Origin of the sequence: Acinetobacter sp. MF4640 (genome assembly GCF_002018895.1) — a bacterium.
Lineage (GTDB): Bacteria > Pseudomonadota > Gammaproteobacteria > Pseudomonadales > Moraxellaceae > Acinetobacter > Acinetobacter johnsonii.
Window position 1 is genome coordinate 40,560 of the sequence record NZ_MVOM01000007.1, and the last position, 11,520, is coordinate 52,079.

The 11,520-nt window shown below is 44.4% G+C and carries 11 protein-coding genes; 1 reads left to right on the top strand and 10 read right to left on the bottom strand.

All coding sequences use genetic code 11. The features are described 5' to 3' along the window. Position 1: 1 nt before the first annotated feature. The 6 genes from panC to mazG all read right to left on the bottom strand — a co-directional run bounded on the left by panC (position 2) and on the right by mazG (position 4,964). Positions 2 to 844 carry a pantoate--beta-alanine ligase gene (panC, locus tag MF4640_RS03660; protein ID WP_078388723.1) on the bottom strand — a complete coding sequence of 281 codons (843 nt, stop codon included), beginning with the start codon at positions 842 to 844 and terminating at the stop codon, positions 2 to 4. A gap of 3 nt (positions 845 to 847) precedes the next feature. Further along, positions 848 to 1,657: a 3-methyl-2-oxobutanoate hydroxymethyltransferase gene (panB, locus tag MF4640_RS03665; RefSeq protein ID WP_004692301.1), complete on the bottom strand. Its 810-nt coding sequence runs from the start codon at positions 1,655 to 1,657 to the stop codon at positions 848 to 850. Positions 1,658 to 1,693: 36 nt separating this feature from the next. Beyond that, entirely contained in the window at positions 1,694 to 2,182 is a 489-nt protein-coding gene (gene folK, locus MF4640_RS03670) for a 2-amino-4-hydroxy-6-hydroxymethyldihydropteridine diphosphokinase (RefSeq protein ID WP_078388724.1), read from the bottom strand. After that, positions 2,179 to 3,648, bottom strand: a complete 1,470-nt coding sequence (gene pcnB, locus MF4640_RS03675) for a polynucleotide adenylyltransferase PcnB (protein WP_078388725.1) — start codon at positions 3,646 to 3,648, stop codon at positions 2,179 to 2,181. The genes folK and pcnB overlap by 4 nt, the downstream gene beginning before the upstream one ends. A 137-nt stretch (positions 3,649 to 3,785) precedes the next feature. Then, the gene (locus MF4640_RS03680) at positions 3,786 to 4,184 is read right to left on the bottom strand and encodes a ComEA family DNA-binding protein (RefSeq protein ID WP_078388726.1); all 399 of its coding nucleotides are present in this window, start codon (positions 4,182 to 4,184) and stop codon (positions 3,786 to 3,788) included. Positions 4,185 to 4,202: 18 nt separating this feature from the next. Further along, positions 4,203 to 4,964, bottom strand: coding sequence for a nucleoside triphosphate pyrophosphohydrolase (gene mazG, locus MF4640_RS03685; protein ID WP_078388727.1), 762 nt, complete (start codon positions 4,962 to 4,964; stop codon positions 4,203 to 4,205). Between the two features lie 118 nt (positions 4,965 to 5,082). Between mazG and MF4640_RS03690 the strand changes: the two genes are divergently transcribed. After that, entirely contained in the window at positions 5,083 to 5,850 is a 768-nt protein-coding gene (locus MF4640_RS03690) for an SDR family oxidoreductase (protein WP_078388728.1), read from the top strand. Between the two features lie 39 nt (positions 5,851 to 5,889). Here the strand turns inward: MF4640_RS03690 and MF4640_RS03695 are convergent, their stop codons facing one another. Genes MF4640_RS03695 through cysM form a run of 4 tightly spaced genes read right to left on the bottom strand, consistent with a single transcriptional unit; the run spans position 5,890 to position 11,398 of the window. Continuing rightward, positions 5,890 to 8,196: a RelA/SpoT family protein gene (locus MF4640_RS03695; protein WP_004979149.1), complete on the bottom strand. Its 2,307-nt coding sequence runs from the start codon at positions 8,194 to 8,196 to the stop codon at positions 5,890 to 5,892. A gap of 33 nt (positions 8,197 to 8,229) precedes the next feature. Next, positions 8,230 to 9,618 carry a 23S rRNA (uracil(1939)-C(5))-methyltransferase RlmD gene (gene rlmD, locus MF4640_RS03700; RefSeq protein ID WP_078388729.1) on the bottom strand — a complete coding sequence of 463 codons (1,389 nt, stop codon included), beginning with the start codon at positions 9,616 to 9,618 and terminating at the stop codon, positions 8,230 to 8,232. A gap of 6 nt (positions 9,619 to 9,624) precedes the next feature. Further along, positions 9,625 to 10,446, bottom strand: a complete 822-nt coding sequence (locus MF4640_RS03705; RefSeq protein WP_004692313.1) for a 3'-5' exonuclease — start codon at positions 10,444 to 10,446, stop codon at positions 9,625 to 9,627. A 22-nt stretch (positions 10,447 to 10,468) separates the two neighbouring features. Next, positions 10,469 to 11,398, bottom strand: a complete 930-nt coding sequence (gene cysM / locus MF4640_RS03710) for a cysteine synthase CysM (RefSeq protein ID WP_004692314.1) — start codon at positions 11,396 to 11,398, stop codon at positions 10,469 to 10,471. Positions 11,399 to 11,520: the final 122 nt, after the last annotated feature.

Consider the following 11,520-nt stretch of genomic DNA (forward strand, 5'->3'; position numbering starts at 1 on the left):
CCTAAATATGTTTCACTTTCAAGTTATCAATTAAACGAGTTGCCCCGAGTTTTGCCGCAACAAAAAGCACCACATCTTGGTCAAACGCATCCAATTTCTGCAATGCAGGTGTGCGTGCTTCCACATAATCCACAACAAAACCAGCCTGTGTCAATGTCGCCTTTATATTTGCTAACACATCAACTAAAGCGGTACCAGTTTGTAGCGACTGTTCTGCCGCTTTTAAACTTTGATAAATGATCGGTGCTTTTTGACGGTTTTCTTCGCTTAAATAACCATTACGGGAACTTAAAGCCAAACCATCTTCTGCACGTGCAATTGCCACACCCATCACTTCAAGCGGCATATTCAAATCACGAACAAACTGACGAATCACAGCCAACTGTTGATAGTCTTTTTCACCAAAGAAAGCAAAATTAGGTTGCACAATATTGAACAGTTTCGTCACCACAACGGCGACACCATCAAAATGACCTGGGCGTTGTAGACCACACAAATCATTGGTGATATCTGAAACAGTAATATTGGTCAAACGTGGACTGTTGCCATACATTTGCTCAACCGATGGTGCAAACACGATGTCACAACCAACCTCGGCCAACAAGCGCTGATCTTGCTCCAAGGTGCGTGGGTAACTGTCAAAATCTTCATTGGGTCCAAATTGAATCGGATTCACAAAAATGCTAACTACAACCACATCACAGAGTTTTTTCGCTTCGCGCACAAGGTTCAAATGTCCCTGATGCAAGTTCCCCATGGTCGGGACGAAACCAATACTTTTTCGAGCCGTTCGCGCAGGGTTCAATGATGCTGATAGGCCTTGGATCGTGGTTTCAGTTTTCATGTTTTACAGCTCGACTTGGAATGTTTGTTCTTTTGCAGGGAATGAGCTATCAAGCACCGCTGCATGGTATGCCTTGAACGCATCCAAAATCGCCGTTTCCCCTGCTTGTTCTTTCATAAAGTTACGCACAAATTTTGCAACACGACCAAAAGTCAGTCCAAGCATGTCTTGTACTACCAAGACTTGACCATCGGTATCCACACCTGCGCCAATGCCAATGACAGGTACATGTGGGAACAACTCACTAATTTCTTTACCGAGCTGCGCAGGCACACACTCTAATAACAACACCGCAGCGCCCGCATCAACCACCGCTTGGCAGTCCGCAATCAGTTGGTCTGCCGCTTCACGTGTACGTGCTTGTAATTTATAGCCACCAAACACATGTACAGACTGTGGAGTTAAACCTAAGTGTACACATACAGGAATACCATTGCGTGTCAAAACCTGAACCGTTTCAGCCAGCCACGCACCACCTTCAACTTTGACCATTTGTGCGCCCGCTTGCATCACCACTTTTGAGCTTTGCAAAGCATCATTTAAGGTGGCATAGCTCATAAACGGTAAATCGGTCATGATCAAGGCATGCTGGTTACCACGGCGTACAGCTGCGGTATGGTAAGCCATATCTTCAACCGTAACAGGCAAAGTGGAGTCACGACCTTGAATCGCCATACCTAGTGAATCACCAATTAAAATCGTATCAATTTCAGCAAGTTCCATTGCCTTTGCCATGCTCGCATCATAGCAAGTCAGGCAGGAAAATTTGCGACCTTCTGCTTTAAATTTTCTTAAGTCATTTAAACTAATCATCAAACCATTCCTTTCAACATCTTTAGCTCGGCTAAATTAAATCTCTGCCCAATTGCCTGCATCCAGCACGCTCAACGTAGGTTGTTGTACAGCAGGCAACTGTTTCAACGCAATACCATCAATGTGTAAATCTGGGTCTAAATCCAGCAATGGAATCAACACAAAATCACGTTCCATTACACCAACATGAGGCACAACTAAACGTTCATGCTGAATTTTTTCTTCTGCATAGATCAGTAAATCTAAATCTAAAGTGCGCTCACCCCAATGGCGTAAACGTACACGTCCCGACTCTTGTTCAAAACGTTGCAATTCATCCAGCAAAGCCAACGGCGCCAAGTTTGTGCTGAGTTGCACCACGGCATTTAAATAATTAGGCTGGTCTTGTGGTCCCATCGGTGGGCTTTGATACAGCTTGGAGGTTTTTACATCTCCTAGACTGGCCAACTTGTGCACCGCTTCAGTCAAAATCACTTTAGAGTCGCCTAAGTTGCTACCTAGACCAATGTACGTGACGATGCTCATTGTGTCGGTCCAAAAATCACGCTGCTTAAATCACGCTGAACACGTTTACGTTTTAAAATTGGATGATCTGCACTAATCTCGGTTGAGCTGTGACCTGTTCCCTTACCAGTCTGGGTACGAGCTTCAGCGTGTTGCTTCGGTTTACGTGCACGACGACTACGCGATTCTTGCTCTTGCACCAGAGGCTCAATTTCATGACTTACCGTTTTGGCAATCGCCGCTTCTTCAGCACTTGCTTTACCACTGCGACGTGATTTTGCACGTTGGCGATTATATTGACTAATGGCACGTTCTTTTTCATCGGTGCTCATCAACTGATAGGCATCCCACCACTGTCCCATGCCGAGCGTACCCTCATCACCGGATTTTTCACGAAGCAACAAGAAGTCAAAGCCTGCACGGAAACGTGCATGGCTAGATAAGGCTTGAATTTGCTGTGCTTTCGGATTGAGTAAACGCGTTTGCATTTCCCACACTTCACGAATGAAGGTTTCGGCAAAGCGCGGAATAATAGTCCGCGTGGCTTGGCGTTTTAATACATCAAGTCCCGCTTGTGCACGAGCTTCAGCCGCAACCATACCTTTACTGCTATAAAACTCACAACGCTCTAAGAACGGCTGCCATAACAACACCGCATAGAAAAATGCAGGGTTGATGGTTTTGCCCACTTGAATGCGCTGATCGGTATTTTTAGCGGCACGTTCAATAAATGGGGTGATATTCGGTTGGATATCTGCAAATAACTGCTTCCAAATGCCGAAATCGATCAACATTGGCAACACACGATTTAAATGTCCCATCGTGAACAACTTCTGAGATTCATCATATAAACGGTGCGGCGAAACATCACGCAGTAACTGCGTCATTTCCAAGGTAAAAACGTCAAGAATTTGCTGATCAATTGAGAAACCTAATTTTGCAGCAAAACGTAAAGTCCGCAGCATTCGCACAGGATCTTCTTCAAAACGTGTTTGTGCATCGCCCAGTAGACGTAAGGTTTTATTTTTAATGTCATCCACAGCATGACAGAAATCTAAGACAACGCCCTTACGTGGCTGATAGTACATTGCATTAATTGAAAAATCACGGCGAGCAAAGTCTTGCTCTATCGTACCCCAATTGTTATCACGCAAAATCATGCCTTGCGCAGAGGTGACTTCTTTCTTCGGCGGTGCACGGAAAGTTGCCACTTCAACCAACTCACGACCTGAATAGACATGAGCCAGCTCAAAACGGCGCCCGATAATACGGCAACGTCGTCCGAAAACTTCTTTTACCTGTGACGGTGTTGCATTGGTCACTGCATCAAAATCTTTGGGATTTAGGCCAAGCATCATGTCGCGAACACCGCCACCGACGATATACGCTTCATAGCCTGCCTTAGTTAATGCATCGATCACATCTAAAATGTAAGAAGGTAATTGAGCGGTTGATAAACCACATTTTGACGCGCGCAAAGTTTGCAAAAGCCGCTGTCTCCTACGCCTAAACGTAAAATTCTAAGATGACGCTAATCATATATCTAACACAATCAAAGGGCAATTTGATTATCGAAAGCAAAGCAGGATTCTGATCAATTCACGAATAAATGACACCGCTTTTTTCACAAGCCCAAACGGGTTTTATTTTTTGCAAAAATTGCCGGTCCAATCCCGCGCACCTGTTGTAGCTCATCAATAGATTTAAATGCCCCTTGTTTCTGGCGATAGGCCACGATTGCCTGTGCCTTTTTTAGACCCACACCCTGAAGCTGCTGTAACTGATCGACACTGGCTTGATTTAAACTAATTTTATTTGCGCTCGACACAGGTTGGGCCTGAACAGGAGACACAGCACGTTTCACGCTCTTGGGGGCTTGAATACGATCATCCCACGCCTGCTGCTCTGCTTTCCAGTTCTGGTAGTTCTGATCAAAAGACTGTGCATAACTGGTCGGCACCCAAGCCAATAAACTCAGTAATAGCAACGCGATGATCAACAAACTTACTTTTATTTTTATCAAGTCAAGCCACCATTTTTATTATTTCAGTTGTAATTTGGCTTGCTCCCACAGTTGATCCATTTCTTCTAAAGACATCTGCTCAATCTTTTTTTGTTGTTGCAAAGCCTGATCTTCAATGAAAGCAAAACGAGTACGAAATTTATGAATCGTACTCAAAAGCGACATTTCGCTTGAGACGCCCAGTTTACGCCCAACATTGATCATTGAAAATAAACAATCGCCAAATTCATCTGCTATTTCATCGGAATTTTGCTGTTGAACCGCATGTTTCAATTCAGCTAATTCTTCTTCAAGCTTGGTATAAGCGCCTGCTACATCAGGAAAGTCAAAACCGATTTGTGCTGCATTTTTTTGAATCTGTTCCGCTTGTTGTAAGGCTGGACCATGTTTGATGCTGTCTAATCGTGACTGTACCTTACCTTGTTTTTCCTGCTGTTTAATTTGCTTCCAAAGCTCGCCCACATCTTCGGCAGACAAAGCTAAAAACTGCTGTGCTTGAAAGACATGGGGATGACGACGGATCAGTTTTTCTGTGATGGCATGAACCACATCTTGAAAATTAAAAGCCCCTTGCTCGGCATACATCTGTGACTGGAAAACCACCTGTAGCAGTAAATCACCCAACTCATCACGCACCTCATCAGCGTTACCTGAACGCACAGCAGCTTCAACTTCATAAGCCTCTTCAATAGCATAGCGGGTTAAGCTTTCTGGGGTTTGCTGTTGATCCCATGGACATTTTTCACGTAACTCACGCATCACGTTCAGCAATTGTTCCATGTTTATCTCTCTTCAAAAATCATATTGATAAAAATGACATTATGACGGCATTCATTTGTTATGCTCAATCCAATCACAACAATAACATCAAGAAAAAGAGCAACAAGGAGCAGTTTCAATGCGCAGTATTTTGATTAGCGGTGCAGCCCAAGGTATTGGTGCAGCGATCGCCCGCTTATTTTATGCACATCAGTACAAAGTGGGAATTTATGACATCAATAGCGCTCAAGCCCAACAGCTGGCAGCCAGCCTCGGCCCGAATGCCAAAGCAGGACAGCTCGATGTTTCCAACTATCAAGACTGGCAAACTGCTTTAGCCGAGTTTGTCACATGGGCAGGCGAGCTCAATATCTTGGTCAATAATGCAGGAATTCTATTCTCAGGGCCTTTTGAACACACAGAGATCAGCGCACATCACAAAACCATGTCGATCAATGTCAATGGTGTACTGAATGGCTGCCACGCTGCATTACCCTACCTCAAACAAGCGAATTTTGCTCGTATCATCAACCTTTCATCGGCTTCAGCCATCTATGGTCAAGCTGATTTGGTCTCGTACTCTGCCAGTAAGTTTGCGGTACGCGGCATCACCGAAGGCTTAGATACCGAATGGCAGAAATATGGCATTCGCGTGTTGGATGTGATGCCTCTATTTGTACAAACTGCCATGGTGCAAGATATGCAAGCGAAGAGTATTCAAAACATGGGGGTACACTTAACTGCAGAAGATGTAGCGCAACACGTTTTCCAACGTGCTGTTGCAAAAGATACGACACTCACTGCAACGCATCAAGCCGTGGGTGCCAGAGCCAAGCTTTTATTTCAACTGAGTAAAATCAGCCCCCAATTTCTCAATCGCCTGACCAACTTGTACCTTTCCAAATAAAAAGAGCCTGCAATTGCAGGCTCTTTCTTTTCAATTCGCTTAGTTACCTTGCACCAAACGACGCGCACTAATGATGCCTGGTTGTTGCTCCAATCGTGCCAACAGTTTTGATAGTTGCGATAAACCTTTCACTTCAATCAACAATTTCATATTGGCAATACCGTCTGCTTCAGAGATGGTATTAACCTGACGAATATTGATTTGATCGGAGAAAATCACTTGAGTCAAATCTTTGAGCAAACCACGGCGATCATAAGCTTCCACCACAATTTGCACACTCTGACCACGCGTTGGCTGCATTTCCCAGTCGGCTTCTACTGCACGTTCAGGTTCATTTTGAATCATGCGTAAGTAGTCAGGACACGCCACTTTATGGATGCTCACCCCACGGTTCAAGGTGATATAACCCGCAATTGACTCACCATGCACAGGCTGACAACACTGCGCCACATGCAGCTCAACGTTATCTAAACCATCAATCAGAATGCCATGCGCTGACAAGGTATGACTAGCACGTGGATTCAACGTCGGCTTCAGCACCAGTTCAGGTTCGTCCTGATCCAAATGCATATGGCGGTTCACCTGATTGATCAAGGCATGCAGACTAATGTCACCATTGACCAGTGCAATCAGAATATCTTCACCCGCTTTGACATTGAAATGATTGCAGTAATCATTCAAATCAATACTTTTTGGGTGAATTGCCAAACGTGAAAGTTCTTTGTTGAGCAGGTCACGGCCCACTTCCAAGTTTTTGCTGCGGTCTTGTTGTCTAAACCAATGACGCAGCTTGTCACGCGCACGTGCCGTCTTGATATAACCTAAAGAGTTCACCAACCAATCACGGTTTGGCTCACGGTCTTTCTTGGTTAAAATCTCAACTTGCTCACCCGTTTTTAAGGTATAAGTCAGCGGAACATAACGCTGATTCACCCGCGCGGCATAACACTTATTACCGACTTGAGTGTGCACATGATAAGCAAAGTCGAGTACGGTCGAACCACGTGGGAGCTCTTTAATATCTCCATCACGGCTAAATACATAAATCTTCTCAAAGTCTTCAAAATCTTGAATTTGCTCAAAATTTTCAGAGTCTTCATCAGACTTATGTACATTCGCATCATTGCGCTCTTGATAGTGTTCAAGTACTGCACGCAATGAATGTAAACGATGGTTAAAAGAGCGATCGGTATTCTTACCACCCTCTTTATAGTTAAAGTGCGAACACACCCCAAGTTCTGCTTCTTCATGCATGCTCTTGGTACGAATCTGAACTTCCAGTGACTTATTTTCCGCAATCACAGCCGTATGCAGTGAGCGGTAACCATTGGCTTTCGGATTGGTAATATAGTCATCAAACTGATGCGGAATATGCCGCCAAATTTGGTGCACGATCCCCAACGAGTGATAGCACTCAGGAACCGTTTTAACCAAGACCCGAACGGCACGAATGTCATAGAGCTGATCGAAGCTCAGGTTCTTACTTTTCATTTTTCGATAAATCGAATAAATGTGTTTTACCCTGCCGCTAATTTCAGCTTCAATGCCATGCTCATTCAAAGATGCACGCAATGTATCAATCACAAACTGAATATATTGCTCACGCTCCAGTCGCTTTTCATTCAGCAGCGTCGCAATTTCTTTATAGCGATCGGGTGCTAAATAGCGAAAGGCTAAATCTTCCAGTTCCCACTTTAACTGCGCAATCCCTAAACGGTGTGCCAGAGGTGAGTAAATGGTTAAGATTTCTCGTGCTACACGCTCTTGACGTTCTTTAGATGAAGTCGCCAATTCACGCAGTGCATAAGTTCGCTCAGCCAATTTGATCAGTACAACGCGCACGTCTTCCGTCACTGAAATCAACATTTTATAAATGCCGTTTAAGTGCTCGCGCTGATTGTTATTAAAGTGATCTTCGAGGCGTTTATTCTGCTCAATGAGGTCGGACAACTTACCCATAGCCAAAGTGCCTTTGACCAGTGCATGCACTTGTTCGCCAAAATGCTCTTGCACTTCCGCCAATGGAATCACGCCTTCGCGTACACCACGATAGAGCATCGCAGCAGCCAAGGTGTCTTCATCGACATGTAAATGGGCCAGAATATCCGCCATTTCAATACCGGTATAAAAGGTATTGGAACGATGATTAACCGTGGTTTCTAACTCTTTTTGTAAAGTCAAATTGGCAACTTCTTCGAGTTGCTCAAGCTTCGCATCATCTAATATGCTTCGAACACGATCTAACCATTCAGCCAAATCATGTTGAGCTTGTTCGGCATGCTCTACAGTCGCCTCCTGAGACAACTCATTAAGTCGCCCAGGTAGTTGCTCACGTACTGTGACCATACCCTTCTCCTACACTTTTACGCTTCATATTCTTTAATCGTTTATCTCATTATCTTTTTCAAACAATGCTATCGACTCAACGTGACCTGTGTGGGTAAACATGTCCATCACACCGGCTTTGACTAATCGATAACCCTGTTGTACCAACAGCCCCGCATCCCTTGCGAGTGTCGCTGGATTACACGACACGTAAACGATTCTTTTTGCACCAAAGTTAGGCATATAATGCATTATTTCCTCTGCGCCTGCACGTGGAGGATCTATCAATAATGCATCAAATCCTTGATTTGCCCAAGAATGATGCGAGAAATCTTTTGTTAAATCTTGTGAAAAGAACTTCAACTGGCGAAGAGCATTACGTTCCGCATTTTCTGCACCACGTTGAACCATTTCTTCACTGCCTTCAACACCAACCACTTGTCCTGTTGCACCCACGCATCGAGCCAAAGGCAAAGAGAAATTTCCTAGACCACAGAACAAATCGAGAACACGTTCTCCTTGTTGTAAATCTAGCAAGTCACATGCCAATTTCACCATTTGCGGGTTAATGGTTGAGTTTACTTGAGTAAAGTCATGTGGGTTAAATCCAAATTCCACATCAAAATCATTTAAACGATAATGTAAACGCATCTCTGCATGTTCATCATCGACACGCTTTAAACTTTCTGGGCCCGCAGCTTGTAAATACAACTGCCACCCTTTGTCTAACGCAAATTGTTTTAATCGGTTGACATCCTCTGTGTTTAATTTTTCAGTATGTCGCACCGTGAGGGCGATGTCACAATCCCCCATAGCCAATTCTATATGACCAATGGCCGCTTTGGCTGTTAGACTTTGGAGTAACTGCTTCAAGCGTGTGATTGAACCAAACGCTTGATCTAACACCAAACAACGATCAATTGAAGTCAGTTTATTGGTTTGACGCTCTCGAAAACCGACCACCAACTTATCTTTATTGGGAATATAACGCACCCCAATGCGTGCTTTACGGCGGTAGTCTTCACGTAAAGAGCGCAAAGGCGGCAACCATTCTTCAGGTTGAATCCCCGCAAAATGCTGTAAATGCGATTGCAGTACATTTTGCTTTAAACGAATTTGTTCATCGGGGTGAATGTGTTGCATATTACAGCCACCACAGCTTTTAAAATGCGGACACTTCGGCTCAACCCGAAAAGCAGAGGCTTCACTAAGGAGTTGAACAGCGTCGGCTTCCTCTAAACGCTTTACCGCATGGGTAATCTGCGCTTTAACCATTTCACCCGGCAACGCATAGCTAATAAAGACTTTTTTACCCTGCTTGTCTGCAGGATGGTCTGGATGCGAACCATAGTGCGCTATGCCGCGTCCTTCATGCGAAAGTGACTCAACCTGAAAAATATAATTGGGCTGTTGAGTTGGACGAGGTTTGGCTCTATGTTTCATGTGTACCTAAAGATGGGAAGGGGAAAAATCAGCAGCGGTAAAGGCCGTCTGCTGTGAGGTCTCACGCCACACCGACAAAAAGTCTTGATGCTGCGGTTGAGCCTGTAAAAACTGGATGGTTTGATCGATAAAATGACGATGGTCTTGAGCTAACAATTGCCCTTTGAGCAAGAGCCAACGCAAATATACCAACCATGTATTTAGCACATCACCTTCACAATAACTGGTGAGTTTGAGCCATTCCTGCGCCCGAACATATTCAGGTACATGATACGCTCCATCACCTCGTTTACCGGGATACCCCAATAAATGGGCAACATCATCTAGCTTTTGGAAATGACGTCCATTAAACATTGCCATCACATCCATCAGGTCGATGTGACGCTGATGATAACGGTTCTGATAGTTATTATAGCGCTTTTGTGTGTCAATTTCGCCCTGATCGAACAAAGCAGGTGCAGTTAAACCATGATACATAGCACGAAGCATGATTACAGGTAAGTCAAACTGAGCACCATTCCAACTCACTAAAGTCGGTAAACGCTTATCAAATATAGATAAAAACTTACTGAGAATTTCTGCTTCCGAATATTGTTCACGGCTAAAAGAAAAGAGTTTCATCTGGCCTTGGTCATCCAGCCATAAGCCTGAAATACACACAATTTCATGCAAAGCCAAACGCTGAAAATCCATGCCTGACTCTTGGCGACGCAATTTGGTCAGTGCCGCCTCCAAATCAGCCTCAGGCAAATCTAAACCATATAAATGCGCCCCCGATCTCAAATCAGTCATGGTTTCAATATCAAAGGTGAGCACAGGTAGGCGCATAGCAGAACTCTCTTTTATTGTTTTATTCAGGATCGACCACAGAGAAAAGACCCGTCGATAAATAACGGTCACCACGGTCACAAATAATGCACGCAATGACGGCACCAGGGTTTTCTTCAGCAATTTTAATTGATGCCCACACCGCACCACCTGAAGAAGTTCCTGCGCTAATCCCTTCTTTTTGCGCCAATTTACGCATGGTTCTTTCTGCTTCAATTTGCGGAATATCAATAATCTGATCAATCCGACTGCGGTCAAAAATGGTCGGTAAATATTCTTCAGGCCAGCGGCGAATCCCTGCGATACTTGAACCATCCGATGGCTGTAGACCAATAATTTGAATGTCGGGGTTCATCTCTTTGAGATATTTAGAGACCCCCATAATGGTACCTGTAGTACCCATTGAACTCACAAAGTGAGTGATTTTGCCACCTGTTTGCTGCCAAAGTTCAGGCCCAGTCGTTAAATAATGGGCTTCAACATTATCAGGATTACCAAACTGGTTGAGTACGTGCCCTTTGCCTTCTTCTTGCATTTGCAAAGCCAAATCACGTGCACCTTCCATGCCCTGTTCTTTGGTCACTTCAATCAGTTCCGCGCCATAAGCACGCATTGCATCTTTACGTTCTTGGCTCATGTTGTTGGGCATAATCAGTTTCATCTGATAGCCACGCATCGCAGCAACCATCGCCAGTGCAATGCCGGTATTTCCACTGGTCGCTTCAATCAAGGTATCGCCCGGCTGGATTTGCCCTCGCTTTTCCGCTTGCATAATCATGTTATACGCGGGACGGTCCTTGACAGAACCTGCGGGGTTGTTGCCTTCTAACTTTGCCAATACTGTTGCTTGAGTGTGACTTGCCAGACGCTGTAAACGCACCAGTGGAGTTTTTCCAACATAGTGATCTAACAAAAATTCGTCTGCTTGAAAATCAGTGGATGTAGTACTCATTCTTTGCACCTTGATCGAGGTGCGCCTATTGTATGGAAAAATACCTGTCCCTGCACCCATTTAGCGTGCTTTTTCGTGAAAGTGATTAAAGCACCATCGATTTTTTATAAAGCGTGCTACAC

Coding starts and splice junctions, on each gene's coding strand:
- panC (WP_078388723.1), bottom strand. CDS start 844: ATGAAAACTGAAACCACGATCCAAGGCCTATCAGCATCATTGAACCCT.
- panB (WP_004692301.1), bottom strand. CDS start 1,657: ATGATTAGTTTAAATGACTTAAGAAAATTTAAAGCAGAAGGTCGCAAA.
- folK (WP_078388724.1), bottom strand. CDS start 2,182: ATGAGCATCGTCACGTACATTGGTCTAGGTAGCAACTTAGGCGACTCT.
- mazG (WP_078388727.1), bottom strand. CDS start 4,964: ATGGAACAATTGCTGAACGTGATGCGTGAGTTACGTGAAAAATGTCCA.
- MF4640_RS03690 (WP_078388728.1), top strand. CDS start 5,083: ATGCGCAGTATTTTGATTAGCGGTGCAGCCCAAGGTATTGGTGCAGCG.
- MF4640_RS03695 (WP_004979149.1), bottom strand. CDS start 8,196: ATGGTCACAGTACGTGAGCAACTACCTGGGCGACTTAATGAGTTGTCT.
- rlmD (WP_078388729.1), bottom strand. CDS start 9,618: ATGAAACATAGAGCCAAACCTCGTCCAACTCAACAGCCCAATTATATT.
- MF4640_RS03705 (WP_004692313.1), bottom strand. CDS start 10,446: ATGCGCCTACCTGTGCTCACCTTTGATATTGAAACCATGACTGATTTG.
- cysM (WP_004692314.1), bottom strand. CDS start 11,398: ATGAGTACTACATCCACTGATTTTCAAGCAGACGAATTTTTGTTAGAT.